A 19,492-nucleotide genomic window follows, 5' to 3' on the forward strand; every position below is an offset into this window, starting at 1 on the left:
GTTTAAAAGATTGAAACGAAAAGCCTGTCCCCAAGGGAACGCACTGAAAAAGTTATTCTTTATCAAGAAGAATAAAGGAGGAAGGATGTTTTGAATTCTCTTTACGATTATAAGTAGCGTCAAACCTAGGATCGGGAACATATGCCATTCGTTGTATAGCAATGACTTCGAGTGTAATAAAATCAAATTCGGTAACCACTTTACCGGTTAGTTTGTAGATTCCTCTTCCGTGAAAGGGATATTTCTTAGCAATCGGAGGAAAATGCACCGTATCTAACCACTGGCCTTCTCGATCCAGAAATGTCCCGAAAAACATTCGGTCTCCCTTAGACGTACGCGTATTCTTTAAGGTCACGAGATAGCCGTAAATAGTAATGACTTTATCAAGATGATTTTTTAAATCTGCTGTGACTAATTTGCTATCAGGTTCATTTTCCAATAAAATAAAAGGATCGTAAAGCGGAAAGCCTATAAGTTCCAATTGATCAAATGCATTTTCCAGATCTGTTACGGAGAATTTGGGCAAAATATAATCGTGCATAGATATCCTGAAGAAGCTTTGCTGTAGTTCGTTTTTAGGTATGGTGTTTTCTTTATAATAAGCCTCCCAGAGTAGGCTGCGTTTGTCTTTGCCTAAAGATCTAAGGGCATCTATACGTATAAGTAAATCGAGCTGCTCAATACTTAACGGTACACGTTCTATAAAATCATCATAGGATTTGAATAGCCCCTGAACCCGGGCATTTATAATTTTCAACATGGTTTTTTGCTCCAGACTGTCAATATGCTGAAAGCCCAGATAGATCGTTTTACCTTTAATAGAAGTTTCAATGAAGCCGTAGTTTATGCAAGGTGCTTCAATCTTTGCTCCGTTGAGCCGTGCTTCGTGAATGTAGGTTTCGGCCCTGTAAAAACCCCCGCCATTGTTTAAGGTTGCAACCATATATTCAAGCGGGAAATAGCATTTGAGGTAAAGACTTTGGTAGCTTTCTACAGCGTAGGAGGCTGAGTGCCCTTTTGCAAAGGCATAACCTGCAAAGCTTTCTATTTGACGCCATACTTCATCTACAATAGCTTCTGGCTCACCAGCACTAATACAGTTGTCTCTAAATTTCTTCTTTACCGCTTTAAACTCTTTTCTCGACCGGTATTTACCGCTCATTCCCCTGCGCAAAACATCGGCCTCTCCCAGGTTTAGTTTGGCATAATGATGCGCTACTTTAATCACGTCTTCCTGATACACCATAATCCCGTAAGTATCTGGCATTATTTTTTGCAGTACAGGGTGACCTTCGTTGCGTCTTTGAGGATTGCGATGTCTTAAAATATACTCACGCATCATTCCGCTTTTAGCTACTCCCGGACGTATAATGGAGCTTGCAGCGACCAATAAGAGATAATTGTCAACGCCCAATTTTTTTAACAGCATACGCATAGCCGGTGATTCTACATAAAAGCAGCCTATGCATTCTGCCCTGGCTATCATTGCATTGATGTTGGCATCTTTAAAAAGCGGTTTCGGATTGTGAATGTCGAGCAGCTTTGCTTCGGGCTGATTGGTTTTTACGATTTCAATCGCATCTTTAATCTTTCCCAGGCCGCGTTGTCCTAAAATGTCAAACTTAAACAAGCCTACATCTTCAGCGATATGCATATCAAATTGAACGGTAGGAAAATCTTTTGGAGGTAAATAAGTTGCGCTAAAATAGTGAATAGGCCTGTCTGATATTAAGATTCCACCTGCGTGAATACTCAGGTAATTGGGATGCTCGTGTAAAATAGCGGCATATTTCAATGTAAGCCTGCTTAAATTATCGAGGTTTTGTAAGGAGTAGTTGCCGGCACTCAGTTTATCGATCTCATGTTTGGGAATCCCAAAAACCTTTCCCAGTTCGCGTACCGCACCACTATGTTGAAAGGTGACATACGAACCCAACAACGCTGCCTGACCGTTTTGGCCAAATTCCTCAAAAATAAAACGGGTAACATCTTCGCGATCCCAGGTAGAAAAGTCGATATCAAAATCAGGCGGATTGAGGCGGTATTCGTTCATAAACCGCTCAAAATAGAGGTCGAGTTCTATAGGGTCTACATCTGTGATGCGTAGTAAATACGCAACGATGCTGTTTGCACCGCTCCCGCGGCCTACGTAGAAATAATTTTTGCTCCGGGCATATTCAATAATTTTCCAGTTGATGAGAAAGAATGCAACAAAATCCTGTTTTCTTATAAGACTAAGCTCCTTCTCGAGGCGTTCCACTATTGTTGGGGTTAGTTCTTCATAACGTTCGCTCAAACCCTTGTCACAGAGTTTTTTTAGCTTTTTAAAATCGGCATAACTGCTACCCAGAACCGTTTTTAAGTTTTGAGAGGGTCTTTTGGGCGAAAAGTCAAAATCAATACTGCAAGCCTTCAGTAAAACTTCTGTGTTTTTAAGGATGTATGGGTGTTCTACGAAAACTTCTTTTACTTTTTCCGGTGGAAGCATATACTCATCGGGAGAGCCTTGTTCTTCTAATGGGAGCTTACTTAAAAGGGTATTGGTGTCTATGGCCCTCAATAAACGGTGTGTACTAAAATCTCTTTTAGAATTAAAACTTACCGGAAGCAATAAAACCAATTTGTCCTTATAGGCGCTGTATTTAGAAAAGCGAAGCCGGTTGAGATCTTTTGGTCCTATACCGATGAATTCATTTTCGGAAAAAGTGATTTTATCGAGTTCCATCGCCCGTTCAAAAGCGTAAATGGTATACGCATTTTTAAAATGCGGCGCCTTGTCAGCAATCGGAGTTTTATCATGGAGGTGCTTTGATAAAAAATTATTCAGTTCTAAATACCCTTCATTATTCCGCGCCAGCGAAACATAGCATTGCTGATTTCCATTTCTAAAATCAATTCCCAGAATGGGTTTGATGTTTTTTTCTTTCGCTCTGCGAACAAAATTTAAGCCTGCAGATGTATTATTGATGTCAGTCAATGCAATACAATCTTGCTTATGCTCAATCGCAAGGTTGAGTAATTCTACCTCTGAAAGTGTACCGTAGCGCAGGCTGTAATAGGAATGACAATTTAAATACATGTTGCAATCGGTTTATTGATGTCGGTGTGCCAAAACGATAGGAGGCTGACCGTTAAAAGGATTACCCTGCCCGCCAATGGTTCTGGAGCCTTCTCCCATCGTAGCTGCACGCATAACACTACGGTCGCCGTAGCGTTTGCGTATGGCATCCATCGCTTTGTACAGGTTAACCGTACGGTTGGTGTTTTCAAAAAGGTCTATCTGGTAATGACCTTCGGTAAGGCCGCTAAAGCGCACACCAACCAGCCGAATGAGCAATCGGCGGTTATAGAGTTTATCAAAAAGTTCAAGCACAGCGGGGATCAGATTGTGATCTGCCGCGGTATAAGGGATTTTGAGCTGTTTGGAATAAGTCTGAAAATCGGAATACCGAACCTTAACCGCAATGCACGAAGTGAGTTTGTTGCCCTGTCTAAGCTGAAATGCGAGGTTCTCTGCCATAGCGTGAATGGTTGTTCTCAGTTTAACCACATCGGTCGTGTCCTGCCCGTAAGTGCGCTCGCTGGAGATTGATTTACGTTCGTGATACTCAATAATGGGGGAGCGGTCAATGCCGTTAGCGCGCTCCCAGATCATTCGCCCATTTTTTCCAAAAACGGAAACCATCATCTCAACCGGCATTTGCTGCACCAGGCCAATGTGTTTTACGCCCAGATTGCAGAAGGTTCGAAAGGTTTTTTCCCCAACCATCGGTATTTTTTTGATGGAAAGCGGTTCGAGAAAGATTTTTTCAAAACCGGCGTCAACCTTGAGTTGATTGTTAGGCTTGGCTTCATTTGTAGCCACTTTAGAAACGGTTTTATTGACTGAAAGGCCAAAGGAAATAGGTAAGCCGGTTTCTTTAATGACTTTAGACCGAAGCTCTTTCGCAAACTTGTAACAGCCAAAAAAGCGGTCCATCCCCGTGAGATCTGCGTAAAATTCATCAACACTGGCTTTTTCCAGAACGGGGACCTGCTCCTGAAGGATTTCGGTAACGGTTTTAGAATATTTGGTATAAATACCTGCATTTCCGCGAATGTAAGTCGCTTGTGGGCAGAGTTGCCGGGCCATTTTCATCGGCATACCCGAGTGAACTCCAAACTTGCGGCTCTCGTAGCTGGCCGCACTCACCACGCCCCGATCGCCGGTGCCACCTACGATCACAGGTTTGCCTACCAGCGAAGAATCTGCCAGGCGTTCGCAGGAAACAAAGAAGGTATCGAGATCCAGATGTAAAATATTTCGGTTCATATAAATAGGAATTATTACAAAAATATGGAAATATTCCTATTTTAATCTTTGCCAAAGACCAATCTAAACGTTAAATATTAAAATTTGACTTTGGTTATAGTATGATAATTTTAATGTTTTGCTTTCGTATTAGAAACGAATTATAAGTTGTATTGGCTTAATTCTAAATTGCGTACTTTAGAAATATGGTAAATTATAAAGAACATATTGTTATCGATCCTAATAAAAGGTTTGGTAAACCTATAATTTTAGGGACCAGAATTTCGGTTTATGATGTGCTGAATTGGCTTGCCAATGGTATGTCTAGGGAGGAGATTTTAGATGATTTTCCAGAGCTCAGCGAGGATAATATAACAGCCTGTTTATTATTTGCTGCAAATAGAGAACGTAGAATTAGAGTAGCCTCGTGAAACTGTTGTTTGATCAAAATATATCATTTAGGATTATCAAACAGTTGGAGAATGTTTTTCCCGGATCTAAACAGGTAAAGGCACTTGGTCTTGAAAACACTTCTGATACAGAAATTTGGGAGTACGCCAAAATAAACAATTTTGTTATTGTTACGTTTGATGCAGATTTTTCAAATATTGCAAGTATTAAAGGTAATTACCCAAAAATAATTTGGCTAAGAACAGGTAATACTACAACCAGAAATATAGCAGCATTATTAATTAGCAATCAATCCTTGTTAAAGGATTTTGTTGAAAATGTAGAGTTTAATGAAGTCGCCTGTCTTCAGATTGAACAGGATTAATTAGTCTGAAACGATTATCCCTTCAATCTCGATCTCGTCGTATTTTTTCTGAATCAATTCTCTTGAATATTTGCGTTCCAGACGTCTGAGCGTGAAATGTGCGGTGGCAATTTTCTGAAAATGTTTGATGAAAAGTACATTAATCGAAGCACCGGCAGCAGCCCCAATAACCGGAATGGCCTGTGCGGCAAATTTTTCACTCACCTGAATGCTGAAACGTGCCGCCACCTGAGTGATGAGTTTTGAAATAGGGCCTGCTGTTTGTGAAGCCAGGGTTTCGATGATTTTTTTGGTTCCATTTTCGGCTACATAGGCACTTGCCTGATTCATCGCAGTGTGCAGGGCGGTGCGGGTGGCGTAATACGAAGTTTCGAGCGCATCGTCTTCAGTAGAAGTTCCGCCTAAAGCAAAAACCTGCAGACATGCAAGTTGAGTCTCAATGTCGTGCACGTCTTCCCCCTGACTTCGGGCGATATCCATAATAGAGCGCATCATAAATTTGGTCGAAATCAGCAAATCTGTTGTAAAACCGGCAACTCCAAAAAATCCGCCGGTTGCCCCTGAAAAACCGGTTACCAGTTGGTAGGTAAGATTAGATGATGGCGAACTTTGTTTATCAACTTTTAAGGTTTTCAGGTTTGCTTTTACTGCAAGCTGCAATGCCTTTTGAATCGTGGTGCTTACTTTACTTTGGTATTTTTGAGGTAAAAGCTCTAAGCCCTGATCGATGGGGGTGCCTATGTTATTGAGCACACGCATCAAAAACGGAGTTTCATCCAGATCTTTTTGACATTTTTTGATAAGAATTAAATCTTGTGCGCTGACAGACTCTGTGATCTCGTTATGCATAAAAATAATTTTAGTTGGCGGTTAATTCAGATTTAGAACAGCCTCTACGTATTCTAAATTTTTTCTGAAGTGGTCTTCATCTACTTCTGAAACGTAACCGGGAACGATTTTATTTAGCTTTTGCTGCGTTTCGGGATTATTCATTAATTCAGGAAAGGCTTTTTCAAGCACTTGCAGCATAATAGGGACAGCGGTTGAAGCTCCGGGAGACGCACCGAGCAGGCAGGTGATGCTTCCGTCTTTACTGCTAATTACTTCGGTGCCAAATTCAAGTTTTCCGCCTTCAAACTCATCTCTTTTGATGATTTGCACGCGTTGCCCGGCGACTTTGATCTCCCAATCTTTGTCATCTGCATCTTTAATAAACTTCCTGAGATCGTTCATTCGATCTTCAAAAGACATTGCAACCTGTTTAATAAGATATTCGGTAAGTGGAAGATTATGCCAGAAAGCACCCAGCATCGGTGAAATATTATCCCATTTAATAGACTTGAGCAAATCAAGGAAGGAACCTTCCTTTAAAAATTTAGGACTGAAGCCTGCAAAAGGCCCAAAAAGTAGTTCGCGTTTGCCGTTGATAAAACGGGTGTCTAAATGCGGCACAGACATCGGCGGATCGCCCAGCCCTGCTTTGCTGTACACTTTTGCATGGTGCTGATCTATGATTTGCTGGTTTTTACAAATAAGCCACTCTCCACTAACCGGAAAGCCTCCATAGCCTTCTTTTTCTTCAATTTCTACTTTTTGAAGCAGCAATAAACTTCCGCCACCGGCGCCTATGAAAACATGATCGGCGTCCAGGTGTCTGATAGTGCCGGTCTCTTTGTTTTTAACTTTAACAGACCATTCGTGGGGTCGCTCAGGATCTACGTCTTCAACCTCCTCATTGCATTGTACGGTGGTGTTGTATTCTTCTTCAAGTATTTTAAAAAGTTTACGGGTAAGTTCACCGTAATTCACTTCGCAGCCGCGATCTATGCGTGAGGCAGCCATCACCTCGTCCTCTTCCCGTTCGCGCATCATTAGTGGAAACCATTCCTTCATTTTTAGAATTTTACGCGTAAACCGGATACTGTCAAACATAAAATGCGAGCGCATTGCCTCGTAGCGTTTTTCCAGATAATCTGCATTGTCTGTACCGGTAACCCAGCTGTGATGGGGAACGTTTGAAATAAAAGAATCAGGGGTTCCCATTAAATTTTGGGAGACTAAATACGCCCAGAATTGTTTTGAAACTTCAAATTGATTGCAGATCGAAATGGCTTTGGTGATGTCGACAGTTCCATCTTCTAATTGGGGAGTATAGTTGAGTTCGCAAAGTGCAGAATGGCCGGTGCCTGCATTATTCCAGGCGGCAGAGCTTTCAAGAGCGACATCATCCAGGCGTTCTAAAATTAGGACTCTGGCTTCGGGTTTGAGTAATTTAGTAAGAAGGGCGAGTGTGGCGCTCATAATACCTGCTCCCACACAAATCAGATCGTATTCCTTATTGACCTGAATGGTTTTTGTTTCCATAGTTGGTGTTTTGATTAAAATTAGAAAACACGACTATGAAACTATGGCAAGGCTTTGTTAATAGTTTTAAGTGCGAAATTATTCGTCCCCTCATTCGCACCCTGTAAAAACAAAAAACCCCGAAACGTGAGTTTCAGGTTTTTTTGTGGTACCTCCAGCCCCGATGCTTCGGGGGAGCCAGGTTCTATCTTTTACTTAAAATTTCATTTAGTAGTTGAGGATTGTTAACTAGTTTCTCAATAAACTTTTTGCTTTTCATTCTCTTAATAAAGCGTTCCAGATACAAAGCTTCATTTCGATCTGCGCAACTAAAAGATAGCTTCAATACCCAGTCACTCGCAGCTTTTGTGTAGGCACTTTTAATTTTATGGGAATTGTGAATACTAATGCGTTGCTCTACGTCTGAAGTTTCACCAACGTAGAATTTATCAATTTTTTCAGAATAGATAATGTACAGGTAATGATTCATTGATTTCTAAAAACAAAAAACCCCGAAACGTGAGTTTCAGGGTTTTTTTGTGGTACCTCCAGGAATCGAACCAGGGACACACGGATTTTCAGTCCGTTGCTCTACCAACTGAGCTAAGGTACCTCGCCAAAGCGGCTGCAAATATAAAATCATATTTTAAACTGCACAACACTTCTGTAGAAAATTCCTGATTTATTTTTTGAGCTTTTTGTAATTCGGTGAGTCTGAGGGGTAGAGTATTTGTATTTTTGCAAAAATTTTTCAGCACATGACAACCTTAGCCATAGATTTTGGAAATACCCGGGTAAAATTCGGTCTTTTCGAGGGTGGGGAGCTTGAGACTTCCTGTTCGGTTCTTGCAGGCGATGCTCAAAAGCTGTTTGCAGAACTTCAGGAACGTGTTAATCTTCATAAGGTTGTCTTTTGCGCGACAGGCAATTCAAAAGATTTTGTCACGTTTCTAAAAAAAAGAGGTCTTTCCTATGAAGTTGTTGATGCCGGTACGCCGGTACCTTATACTAATTTGTATAAAACACCTGAAACACTGGGTCTTGACCGAAAAGTGCTAATGGTTACGGCTTTTAAGGAGTTTTCAGGTGTAAATACTTTAGTAATTGACGCAGGTACCTGTGTGACCTATGATTTTAAGAATAAAGAAGATGCTTATCTGGGCGGTGCAATCGCTCCCGGTTTGCAAATGCGATTTAAAGCAATGCATCACTTTACGGCAAAACTGCCGAATCTGGAGGCTTCGGGAGATCCTGTTGAGCTTATAGGTGCAGATACATATAGTGCGATGCAATCTGGAGTTATTAATGGCCTGATTGCTGAAATTGACGGGTTAATCGACCGATATAAACTCGAATACGACGAGTTAAAGATTATTTTAACAGGAGGGGACGGGCTATTTTTGTCTGATAGATTAAAAAATGGCATATTTGCGGACTCAAATTTTCTCCTGAAAGGACTCAATTATTTAGTAGAATTTAAAAGGACTTAATGATCAAAAGAATTTTAATTGTTGTTTTAATAGGCTTTACAGTATCAGGCTGGGCTCAGGAGGGAAATACATCACCGTATTCGTTTTACGGTTTAGGTCTGTCAAATTTTAAAGGTTCTGTTGAGAACCAGGCAATGGGCGGTATAAGTATTTTGGGAGATAGTATACATACTAATTTTAGAAATCCTGCTGCTTTTGGAGCTTTAAAACTTACCAATTTCGCTATTGCAGGAAGTCATACAGAAACCAGTTTAACTTCAGACGAAGGGAGTGGCAGTACCACTGCAACTACAATCGATTATTTATCGCTTTCCTTTCCGGTTTCCAGAAAACTGGGTGTAGGCTTTGGTTTGATCCCGCAAACCTCTGTTGACTACGCTAACATCGAGGTTTCCGAAGAGCAAATTAATCAGTACAGTGGTAGAGGCGGGGTAAACCGGGCATTTTTAGCCGCCGGTCTTGAGCCCTTTAAAGGTTTTAGAATTGGAGCCGAAGCCAGCTATAATTTTGGGAGTATTCGCAATGAGATCATTCAGGCTGATGCCAATCAACAATATGCTGTACGAGAAATCGACCGTTCAGATGTGAGTGGCTTTACCTATAATTTAGGTCTTCAATACGAACAAAATTTAGGAAGAGGCTACCAGTTACATACATCGGCTACATTTCAGCCAGAGACCGCATTAACTTTAGAGAACGACCGTTCCCTGCAGTCCGTTATTTATTCTGCAGCTGATAGATCAGTGGCGGGGGTTGTAGAATCTCAGGACTTTCGTTTGGCAGATACAGAAATGATCATGCCAAATACCTATTCAGTTGGTCTGGGTACAGGGAAGCGTAACGTGTGGTTTGCCGGCGGACAGGTAGAGTTTGCGGAAACCAGCAAAAGCACTAACAGATCTTTTACTTTAAACGATGCATCTTATCAGGATTCGTATAAATACCGTCTTGGAGGTTATTTCATTCCTGACTACAATTCAATTACAAGTTATTTTAGCAGAGTCACTTACAGACTCGGTGCTCGCTATGAAGAAAGCGGATTATACATACAAAATGAGTCGATTGACGAGTTTGGCATATCTTTTGGACTTGGATTACCGTTAGGACGCGGATTCAGTAATGCCAACTTGACATTTGAATACGGCCAGCGCGGAACAAATAACGCAGGTCTGGTAAAAGAAGATTTTTTCAAAGTTGGTCTTAGTTTGTCTCTCAACCCACTTAGACCGTGGTTTGTGCCTAACAAATACAACTAAAATTCTTATTATTGCTATTAAAACCTTTCAAACGATGAAAACTAAATTTAAATTACTTTTTATAGCCCTTGTAGGTGCGGTAAGCTTCGCCAGTGCTCAGGCTACTGAGGAGTGTGTGACTACAATGTCTATTTTTTCAGAACACGCTAAAGTTAAAAATTATGATGCAGCTTACGAGCCTTTTATGAAGCTTCGTAAAGACTGTCCTACAACTTCATTTGCCTTATATCAATATGGAGAGCGTATTTTGAAATACAAAATCGAAAATTCTACCGGAGCTGAGCAAAAAGCATTCTTAGATGATCTTCAAAAGATGTATCAGGAAAAGAAAACGCATTTCGCAAGCAAAACCAGTCAGGGAGAAGATATTTCAGAACTAGCTCTTACTATGTATGAGAATAAAATCGGTTCTACCGAAGAGCAGTACGAAATGTTTCAGAAAGCCTGGGATACAGACAGAGAAACATTTAAGAATCCAAAAGCTCTTTATGTTTTCTTTAATCACGCGGTAAGTTTACAGGAAGCGGGCAAGATTGAACTTCAAGAGGTATTTGATCTTTATGATGGTGTGCAGAGTCATATTACGACTATCCAAAATAATTATGCAACAGACCTGGAAAAGATCTTAGAGAAGAATGAAGCTGGTACTCCGCTCAATGCTCAGGAAAAGCGTTTAGAGCAGGTAGCTGAGGCTAACCTTGGTAACTACTCTAAAGTTTCTGCCGGTGTAAATGGTATGTTAGGTAAACTGGCAGACTGTGATCGATTAATTCCATTTTACGAAGCTGATTTTGAAGCTAAGAAAAATGATGTGGCCTGGGTTAAAGGTGCAGCAGGACGTTTAGTTTCTAAAGAATGTACAGACAGCGAATTGTTTGTGACTTTAGTAGAGCAGTTAAACACGCTTGAGCCATCTGCACAAACTTCGTATTATTTAGGTCGTCTTGCAGAGCAACGCGGTGAGAACGCTAAGGCTTTAGAATATTATGAAGAATCAGCAGAGCGTCAGACTGATCCTGCTGAAAAAGCTAAAGTATACTACCGTTTAGGTGAAAACTTTAGAGATAAAGGGAACTATCCAAGAGCACGTACCTATTATCAAAAAGCAGTGGCATCACAGCCATCTATGGGTATTGTGTATTTGAGAATAGCAGATATGTATGCTAAGAGTGCAAACAACTGTGGTGATTCTGTATTCAATAAGAGAGCAATATATTGGTTAGCTGCCGATACTGCTGCTAAAGCCGGGCGTATAGATCCTTCTCTTGCTGATACAGCAAACAAAACTGCTGCAGCTTATAGAGGCTTGGCTCCAGACCGTACGATGATTTTTAATGCGGGTAATCAGGGGCAACGTATTTCTTTCAACTGTTGGGTTGGAGGTAGTGTAGTAGTGCCTAGCTTATAAGTGAAGCATAATTCACAACATATAATTCTAAACTTGGTCACAGCTCTTGCTGTGACTTTGTTTTTTAGCTGCGGAAACAATGCCGAAAGCATTCAGAAGTTTAATCAGCGTTCTGAAGGACCTTCGGCTGAGGGTGAAGGGGTTCTTCTTAAATATACAGACTCCGGCAAAGTGGTAGCGACCTTAAAAACACCATTGATCATTGAGTATGGTCTGGCTGATTTTCCCTATGAGGAATTTCCGGAAGGAGTAGAAGTAACTTTTATAGATGATAATAAAAAGGAAAACTACATCACTTCAGACTATGCTATTCGGTATAAGCGTTCTAACCTTATTGATTTGCGTAAAAACGTGGTTTTAATCACAAGCGACTCCACGCGATTGGATGCTTCTCAACTATTTTGGGACCAAAAAGACAAATGGGTTTTTACAGATAAGCCCTATACCATTAAATTTCCTGATGATTCTTTTAATAAAGGGGATCTTTTTGACAGCAGCGAAGACTTCAAAAATTTTATATCTTTAGATAACCAAAGCCGTATGTACGTTAAAGACAACGCTACAGAAGCTCCCAAAGACAGCATAAACTAATGTCTAAATACTTTAAATATTTTGAGTACGCGTACCTCTTTTTTGCGGCATTGTTTCTCTTTGAAGCCGTAAGAATTTGGAGTGAAGAACCCTCAAAAGCCTATCTTTTTCTATTTTTTGTAGTGGTCGCCGTAGGCATGTATTTTTTTAAACGCAGGTTTAGAAAAAAATACGAGCAGCGCAATCAAAACTAATTATGGAAACCGAAATTCTTATCATTATTGTTTCGTTGATCCTGTCCGCATTTTTTTCGGGGATGGAAATCGCATACGTGTCTTCTAATAAGATACATATCGAGATTGAGAAGAAACAAAATGATCTAATAGCCAAAGTGCTTACCCGGTTAACGCAGAAACCCTCCAAGTTTATTGCTACTATGTTAGTGGGCAATAATCTTGCGCTGGTGGTTTATGCCTATTATATGGGAGCAATTTTGCAAAACTGGCTTGAGGTCGCAGATTTTGGGTATCCCTGGCTCACTGCTTTTTTTGTGGAATTCAGTCTGCTTACCCAGACCCTTATTTCTACGCTTTTGGTGCTTATTACGGCGGAATTTTTACCTAAAGTATTCTTCCAGATTTACGCCAATTCGTTGCTTAAATTTTTTGCCATTCCCGCTTATCTGTTTTATGTGGCTTTTAGCTTTTTATCCTCATTCATCATTTGGATTTCAGATAAGGTGCTGAAAAAATTCTTTAAAACCGAAGGCGACGAGGTGCAGCTGGCATTTACTAAGGTTGAACTGGGAAATTACATCACCGAACAAATCGAGTCTGTGGAAACCAATGAAGAACTGGATTCTGAAATCCAGATTTTTCAAAATGCATTGGAATTTTCAGAAGTTAAATCCCGCGAAGTGATGATTCCCCGTACTGAAATTGTAGCGGTAGACCGGGAAGATAGCCTGGCGGAATTGCGCAGTCTATTTACTGAAACCGGACTCTCTAAGATTTTGGTTTATCAGAATTCGATAGATGATATCGTGGGTTATGTGCATTCTTTTGAGCTTTTTAAAAAGCCGAAAAGTTTTGAGGAGGTTCTGATGCCGGTCATTTTTGTGCCCGAAACCATGCTGGTTAAAGATGTCCTGAGTATTCTGATAAAAAAGCGCAAGAGTATAGCCGTAGTTATTGATGAGTATGGTGGCACTAGCGGAATGATGACGGTTGAGGACATTGTTGAAGAGCTTTTTGGGGAGATTGAAGACGAGCACGACAGTGTTTTGCTGATTGAAGAGGAATTGGGAGAAAACGTCTATAAGTTTTCGGCACGTCTTGAAGTAGATTATATCAACGAGACTTATAAATTAGAACTTCCGGAAGATGAGAACTATGAGACTCTGGGTGGTCTGATTGTTAATCATACAGAAGGTATTCCCGAGGAGAACGATGTGGTAGATATTGAAGGCTATCAGTTTCATATTCTGGAAACTACTAACACCAAGATTGAACTCGTACAGGTTCGGGTGATCGATACAGATTAAGTTTTGAGTGCTTTCCGTAAAGGTTTTCGACAACGATTTCAGACCTTTTCATCTAATCTGCCTTGCGGCAGATTTTTATACCCGTATTTTGATTCGATTACATTTTATTTTTTCATTTAAAATGGTATTTTCGCCCACTATTTGACAAACACATAAAAAATGGCAGTTTTAAACAAAATTAGACAGCGGTCTGTATTTCTTATTGCGATTATAGCTTTGGCTTTATTTGCATTTGTACTGGCTGATGTATTTCAAAACGGTGGGTTTTCTACCCAGAAATCACAGCGTATAATCGGTTCGGTAAATGGAGAGGACATTGATCAGCAAGAATTTGCAAGCCGGGTTGAGGCGCAGACTGCACGTTACGGTGGTAACATTACAAATACTCAGGCAGTAAATGCCGCTTGGGAAGAAGAATTGCGTCGTATTTTGCTTGATGAGCAATACGAAGAGTTGGGCATCAGCATTGAGCAGGATCGTATTAACGATTTGCTTAAAGAAGCTTTACAGAATGATCCTAATTTTCAGACTGATGGCGTTTACAGCGAGCAAAAGGTACGTGAGTATATCGCAACTTTAAAGTCTACAAATCCTACTATGTACGATCAGTGGGTAGCTTATGAAAAGCAATTGGCTAAAAATGAGCAGCAGCAAATTTATTTTGACCTTGTAAAGGCAGGAATCAATACCAGCTTTAAAGAAGGCAAAATGGCTTACGAAATGGAAAACAACCTGCGCAACATTGAGTTTGTACAGGTGCCTTATACGTCCATAGCAGATGAGGAGGTTTCAGTAACTAAAGAAGACATTGAAGCGTATTTGAAAGATCATAAAGATGCGTATCAGACTGAAGCTTCACGCAACCTGCGCTATGTGCTCTTTTCTGAAGACGCAACGCTTGCCGATGAGGACACGATTAAATCTTCTGTGGCAAAACTGCTTAATGACCGTTTAGCTTATACAGCGGCAACTAAAACTAATGATACCGTACGTGGTCTTACACGCACTGAAAATGTGGAAGATTTTGTAAATGAAAACTCAGATATTCGTTACAACGACAACTTCCTGTTTAAAGGTGAATTGCCTGTTGAAGTTTCTGATGAGCTTTGGGCGTTGAATGAAGGTGATGTATACGGGCCTTATAAGGACAACGGGTTCTACAAAATATCAAAAGTTGTAGCTGTAACTCAGATTCCTGACTCTGTACAATCGTCTCACATTCTATTAACCTATCAGGGTCTTCAGAATGCAGGAGCGCAAACCCGTACTAAGGCTGAAGCTAAAGAATTAGCAGACAGTCTTGCCGGAGTAATCAAAGCCACGCCTTCTAAAATGGCCGAACTTGCACCTGAGTACTCTGCAGACGGAAGTAAGGAAAAAGGAGGTGATTTAGGTTATGTAACTAAAGGCCGCTTTGTAAAGCCTTTTAATGATTTTGTATTCAACGGTTCTACTGGTGAAGTAGGAGTTGTAGAATCACAATACGGATACCACGTTATCAAAATTGATGATCAGAAAAACAGACAACGCGCTATTAAATTAGCTACTGTTGCTAAAGAGATCACACCTTCTCAGCAAACCATTAATGACGTTTTCAATAAGACGACCAAATTCCAAATGGCAGTTAGTGAAAACAAAAATGGTTTTGAAGACATCGCAAAAGAGAGTAATTATACCGTACGTCCTGTAAACAATATAAAAGCTCTTGATGAGACTATTCCCGGTCAGGGCAGTCAGCGTGAGATTATTCGCTGGGCTTTTGATGAGGATCGTAAAACCGGCGATGTAAACCGTTTTAATGTTGACGGTGGATATCTGGTTGTACAGGTTACTAAAAAGACCGAAAAAGGATTGATGTCTGTTGATGAGGCTTCTCCACGGGTAACTCCTATTCTTCGCAATGAGAAAAGAGCTGCGATGATCAGAGAAAAAATATCTGGGAACGACCTTAATGCAATCGCTAGTTCAACTGGTGGAAGTGTACAAACTTCAACCGGAGTTAATCTTAAAAACCCAACTCTTGCAGGTGCCGGTACAGAGCCAAAAGTGGTAGGTGTAGCTTTCGGTCTTGAAAAAGGCAAAGTTTCTAAACCTATTGACGGAAATAGAGGTGTGTATGTGGTTAAAGTAACCGAAATAACTCCTGCTCGCGAATTGGATAACTACGCAAGTTTTGCTATCCAAAAACAAAACGCTGACCGTGCTTCTGCAAACGGTCGTGTGTATCAGGCGTTGAAAGATGCTGCTGATATTGAAGATAAACGAGCAAACGTGTACTAATCAGTTTACTTAAGTAGAATAGAAAAAGAGCCGTATTTAGCGGCTCTTTTTTTGTTTAGTCTAATACCATCTGGTTAAAAGGGATAACCGTGGAGTAGCCTTTAGAGCGAAAATACTCCTGCTCATCAGCTCCGCCGGTTGCCAGTATAAAGTCACCGCCCCAGCCTCCCAGGCTTTTGATACTGCCGCTATAGTCTTTAAAAAGCATCTGCTTTATTGGTGCGGTATTTAAAGCATTAGCGATTAATTGTTCGTGGGCCTCAATCAGCATACAAAAACTGGTGAGATCTTCGCACTTCAATACCGTCTCACTAATACCTGAAATTTTGGTTTTGAGAAGTTCCTGTCCGGCTTTAGGTTGATTGCGATAATTAGTGATGGCTTCCCGGCTGTTTTGCTTTTTATTGAGATAAACAAAGAAAAGCTTATCGCTAAAAGGCGGATGAAAAGTTGTTTGATAAACCGTGGGTTCTCCTAAGTTTTTTTGGTATAAAATAGCAGTCTCAGCGCCTGCACAGGCAAGGTCATAACCACTTCCGCCAAAAGTTGCTTCCAGTAGGCTGTAGGCGTTTACCTGAGCCCATTTTGCCAACATATACACCAATGTTGATGAGGAGCCTAATCCCCAGCTACGATCAAACTCTAGTTTTGTAGTAATCTTCAGGCCGCTTTGTTCTGCCAGAAATTGCGGATTCAGTTTTTGAGCAGCTCTAAGTAATTGCAGCAGACGTTGTTTAGGGTCTTCGGGCTTTGCGATTTTCGCTTCGATGATTTCGCCATAGGTCAATGTGGTTTCAAACCAAATTTTCCCATCTGCATCCTGACTTTCCCAGGAAATACCATTCTGTTCACTTGGTTCTATATATATATGTTGCCCTTTCTTTGTGGGTACAGCTAAAGCCAGGGCACCGTCAAGCACGGCGTATTCGCCGGTTATTAAGAGTTTTCCGTGTGCGTAAAAATGCAACATGCTTAGGGTTTTTTAGATTCTTGCGGATGATTTAATATCCATTTTCGCAGGTTATAGATGGCTTTTACGGCTTCAGGAGTAGCTGTGTTTGCAACAATAACCACGGCCAGCTCTTCGTCTGTATTGATGAACGTATGGCAATAATAAGTGCCGGCACTACCGTCGTGATAAGAAATACGATTTCCATTATCATTGGCATTTCCCCAACCGTAGGCATACGGACTTTGCCCAAAATGAAGCAGCTTGTAATTTTCAGCCTTTAGGTAGTTTGATTTACCGGCAAGTCCGTTTAGATTCAATTGAACGAATTTGCTGTAATCAGAGAGGTTCATAGCAACATCACCGGCGCTTGACATAAAATTAGGTAGTTTGTAATCGTGCCCGGGTTCAAGTGTTGTAAGACTTCCGCCTTCAAACCAGTGTCCCCAGGGATTTTCTGGCTTTTCTTTATTCGGGAACCCTACAAACCAGTCCAGGTTTAGGTCATCCATAGCTTCTTCAAGAAGTTGGCGGTAGGTTTTGCCACTTGCTTTTTCGAGCATTAGGGCTGCCAAAACATAACCGGCGTTGGAATATTCCCCTTTTTTTACCGGTTTGTCCTTCAGGATGCTTTTGGCGAAAGCATACCGGTTTTCAGAAGCGCTTCCTTTTAGATTGCGAAATTTCGCCAGTTCAATTCCTTTGGTATAGGGCGGGATAAATGCCTGATGACTGAGTAAATCGCCCAAAGTTATTTGATGGTATTCTGCTTGTGCGTTGGCTTGAAGTTCCGGGAAAAGCTGAAAGAAAGGTGTTTCGAGCTCTAGTTTTCCTTCTTCAATAAGATGCATTGCCATAAAAGCGGTTATCGCTTTGGTGTTTGAGCCTAAATGAAATTTTGCATCTGTACTGATCTTCTCTTTTTTTCCAAGTTTCGCTTTTCCGTTGACGTAACTGAAAATAGAATCTGTTGTGATCAGACTAACTCCAATCGCGGGAATTTGAAATTCCTTTTGAGCCTGCCTGATTTGTTCCTGTAAATCAGCAGAAAGTTCCTGAGAGGAGCTTAAGACCGGAGCTAAACCTAAAAAGAGAAGGAGTAATTTTTTCATTTTTCGGTGTTATGACGCAGCGCTTCAATAAATTGATGCACGGCATTGTGACTAACTTTATGAGTTTTGAAATGACTGACGGCCTGTTCTTTTTCGGTTTTCGTGGCTTCCAGTTGGTTGAGCATATTCATCAGGTGCATTTTCATATGCCCTTTTTGGATTCCTGTTGTTGTAAGTGATTTAACGGCCCCGAAATTCTGAGCCAGACCTGCTACCGCTATGATCTCCATAAGTTGGGGCGCACTTGGATTGCCTAGCATTTCCAAGTTCAGTTTAACAAGCGGGTGCAATTTAGTGAGTCCGCCCACCGTACCCAAAGCCAGCGGTATTTCAATCCAAAACCGGAAATGGTCGTCTTTGATCTCTGCGTGGGTAAGACTGCTGTAGCGGCCGTCTTTTGCGGCATAAGCATGCGCCCCGGCTTCAATGGCTCTAAAGTCATTGCCGGTTGCTAACACCACAGCGTCAATACCATTCATAATGCCTTTGTTGTGCGTAACCGCGCGATAGGGTTCTACTTCTGCTATGCGTACAGCCTGCACAAACTTTTCTGCAAATTCCTGTGGGTCTATCCCGTCAGCTTCAGAGAGTTCGCTCACCGCACAGTTTACTTCGGCCCGTACCACACAACCGGGAACGTAATTAGAAAGGATGCTCATCACGACCTGTAGTGTTCCGTTTTCGGGTTTTGAGGTCTGGGAAGCAAAAATACGTTGCCAGCTTTCGCTTAATTGCTCGAGGCAGGTGTTTATAAAATTTGCACCCATCGCATCAAGCGTTTCAAAAGTTACGTGAAGCTGGTAGTAGTGTTCCAGGGCTTCCGTTTTGTTGACCAGCTTAAGATCGGTTATTCCGCCACCACGTTTTTCCATGGAAGCAGTAAGTGGTTTTAAATCCGCTAAAAGTTCCGCTTTGCTGGCGTCAAACAAGGCTCTGACTTCAGACTCTTTGCCGGTGTACATAAAATGAACCTGACCTATTTTTTCGGTGCCTAAAATTTCAGCCTTAAAACCACCTCTAGACATCCAGAACTTCGCAGCTTTGCTGGCTGCTGCGACAACTGAAGATTCTTCAATAGCCATAGGGATCGCAAACGTCTTGTTATTAATGACAAAATTTGGAGCAATACCCAGCGGTAGATAATAATTGGTGACGGTGTTTTCGATAAACTCATCGTGCAGTTGCTGCAAGGTTTCATCGGTATTCCAGTATTGTTTGAGAATTGCTTCCGCTTTAGGATTATGGGGTAGAAAGCTTTGGGTGAGCCAGTTGATTTTTTCTTCTTTACTCAGCTTTGAAAAGCCTTGAATGGTATTTGACATAATAGGACTGATATGATTTACCGGTAAAACTCGTATTGTAAAACAGGTTTTATGGGATGGCAATTTAATTTAAAATACGCTTTTATAGCGCAACCAGGCCAATTCGATTCTGAAAAATGCACTGCAGTAGTTGACTCAAAAAACGGTACAATCTTAGTAGGAGTTTTTGTCAGGACTGAAATAACCTCAATA

17 protein-coding genes and 1 tRNA gene are annotated in these 19,492 nt (G+C 41.1%); 9 read left to right on the top strand and 9 right to left on the bottom strand.

Annotated elements, in window-relative coordinates:
* Nucleotides 1–52: 52 nt before the first annotated feature.
* Nucleotides 53–3,079: a DNA polymerase III subunit alpha gene (locus CJ305_RS16085; protein ID WP_099647326.1), complete on the bottom strand. Its 3,027-nt coding sequence runs from the start codon at nt 3,077–3,079 to the stop codon at nt 53–55.
* Between the two features lie 12 nt (nt 3,080–3,091).
* A complete protein-coding gene (gene dinB, locus CJ305_RS16090) occupies nt 3,092–4,312 on the bottom strand; it encodes a DNA polymerase IV (protein WP_099647327.1) in 1,221 nt (406 codons plus the stop codon).
* A 185-nt stretch (nt 4,313–4,497) separates the two neighbouring features.
* On the opposite strand from dinB, the gene CJ305_RS16095 reads away from it, so the two are divergent.
* Entirely contained in the window at nt 4,498–4,722 is a 225-nt protein-coding gene (locus CJ305_RS16095; RefSeq protein ID WP_099647328.1) for a DUF433 domain-containing protein, read from the top strand.
* Nucleotides 4,719–5,066, top strand: a complete 348-nt coding sequence (locus CJ305_RS16100) for a DUF5615 family PIN-like protein (protein ID WP_099647329.1) — start codon at nt 4,719–4,721, stop codon at nt 5,064–5,066. The genes CJ305_RS16095 and CJ305_RS16100 overlap by 4 nt, the downstream gene beginning before the upstream one ends.
* Here CJ305_RS16100 and CJ305_RS16105 read toward each other — a convergent pair whose 3' ends face one another.
* The 4 genes from CJ305_RS16105 to CJ305_RS16120 form a co-directional block, all read right to left on the bottom strand.
* A complete protein-coding gene (locus CJ305_RS16105; protein WP_099647330.1) occupies nt 5,067–5,915 on the bottom strand; it encodes an EcsC family protein in 849 nt (282 codons plus the stop codon).
* 21 nt (nt 5,916–5,936) lie between these two features.
* Nucleotides 5,937–7,430 (bottom strand): malate dehydrogenase (quinone), encoded by a 1,494-nt coding sequence (gene mqo / locus CJ305_RS16110; protein WP_099647331.1) that lies wholly within the window; start codon nt 7,428–7,430, stop codon nt 5,937–5,939.
* A 184-nt stretch (nt 7,431–7,614) separates the two neighbouring features.
* Nucleotides 7,615–7,899 carry a GIY-YIG nuclease family protein gene (locus tag CJ305_RS16115; protein WP_099647332.1) on the bottom strand — a complete coding sequence of 95 codons (285 nt, stop codon included), beginning with the start codon at nt 7,897–7,899 and terminating at the stop codon, nt 7,615–7,617.
* Between the two features lie 50 nt (nt 7,900–7,949).
* Nucleotides 7,950–8,022: transfer RNA gene (locus tag CJ305_RS16120), tRNA-Phe, on the bottom strand.
* A gap of 145 nt (nt 8,023–8,167) precedes the next feature.
* On the opposite strand from CJ305_RS16120, the gene CJ305_RS16130 reads away from it, so the two are divergent.
* The 7 genes from CJ305_RS16130 to CJ305_RS16160 all read left to right on the top strand — a co-directional run bounded on the left by CJ305_RS16130 (nt 8,168) and on the right by CJ305_RS16160 (nt 15,917).
* Nucleotides 8,168–8,899 (top strand): type III pantothenate kinase, encoded by a 732-nt coding sequence (locus CJ305_RS16130; RefSeq protein WP_099647334.1) that lies wholly within the window; start codon nt 8,168–8,170, stop codon nt 8,897–8,899.
* A complete protein-coding gene (locus CJ305_RS16135; RefSeq protein WP_099647335.1) occupies nt 8,899–10,155 on the top strand; it encodes a hypothetical protein in 1,257 nt (418 codons plus the stop codon). The genes CJ305_RS16130 and CJ305_RS16135 overlap by 1 nt, the downstream gene beginning before the upstream one ends.
* 34 nt (nt 10,156–10,189) lie before the next feature.
* A complete protein-coding gene (locus CJ305_RS16140; RefSeq protein WP_099647336.1) occupies nt 10,190–11,563 on the top strand; it encodes a tetratricopeptide repeat protein in 1,374 nt (457 codons plus the stop codon).
* A 33-nt stretch (nt 11,564–11,596) separates the two neighbouring features.
* Nucleotides 11,597–12,154 carry an LPS export ABC transporter periplasmic protein LptC gene (lptC, locus tag CJ305_RS16145; protein ID WP_099647337.1) on the top strand — a complete coding sequence of 186 codons (558 nt, stop codon included), beginning with the start codon at nt 11,597–11,599 and terminating at the stop codon, nt 12,152–12,154.
* Nucleotides 12,154–12,348: a preprotein translocase subunit YajC gene (locus CJ305_RS16150; protein ID WP_099647338.1), complete on the top strand. Its 195-nt coding sequence runs from the start codon at nt 12,154–12,156 to the stop codon at nt 12,346–12,348. The genes lptC and CJ305_RS16150 overlap by 1 nt, the downstream gene beginning before the upstream one ends.
* Before the next feature lie 2 nt (nt 12,349–12,350).
* The gene (locus CJ305_RS16155; RefSeq protein WP_099647339.1) at nt 12,351–13,637 is read left to right on the top strand and encodes a hemolysin family protein; all 1,287 of its coding nucleotides are present in this window, start codon (nt 12,351–12,353) and stop codon (nt 13,635–13,637) included.
* 159 nt (nt 13,638–13,796) lie between these two features.
* On the top strand, nt 13,797–15,917 hold the full coding sequence (locus CJ305_RS16160) for a peptidylprolyl isomerase (protein WP_099647340.1): 2,121 nt from the start codon (nt 13,797–13,799) through the stop codon (nt 15,915–15,917).
* 55 nt (nt 15,918–15,972) lie between these two features.
* Here CJ305_RS16160 and CJ305_RS16165 read toward each other — a convergent pair whose 3' ends face one another.
* The 3 genes from CJ305_RS16165 to CJ305_RS16175 are packed head-to-tail and all read right to left on the bottom strand — an operon-like array spanning nt 15,973 to nt 19,312.
* Nucleotides 15,973–16,887 (bottom strand): GYDIA family GHMP kinase, encoded by a 915-nt coding sequence (locus CJ305_RS16165; RefSeq protein ID WP_099647341.1) that lies wholly within the window; start codon nt 16,885–16,887, stop codon nt 15,973–15,975.
* Nucleotides 16,888–16,889: 2 nt separating this feature from the next.
* The gene (locus tag CJ305_RS16170; protein WP_099647342.1) at nt 16,890–17,978 is read right to left on the bottom strand and encodes a serine hydrolase domain-containing protein; all 1,089 of its coding nucleotides are present in this window, start codon (nt 17,976–17,978) and stop codon (nt 16,890–16,892) included.
* Nucleotides 17,975–19,312: a hydroxymethylglutaryl-CoA reductase, degradative gene (locus CJ305_RS16175; RefSeq protein ID WP_262490589.1), complete on the bottom strand. Its 1,338-nt coding sequence runs from the start codon at nt 19,310–19,312 to the stop codon at nt 17,975–17,977. Before CJ305_RS16175 ends, CJ305_RS16170 begins: the two co-directional genes overlap by 4 nt.
* Between the last annotated feature and the right edge of the window lie 180 nt (nt 19,313–19,492).

It is taken from the genome of Leeuwenhoekiella nanhaiensis, assembly GCF_002744755.1.
Lineage (GTDB): Bacteria > Bacteroidota > Bacteroidia > Flavobacteriales > Flavobacteriaceae > Leeuwenhoekiella > Leeuwenhoekiella nanhaiensis.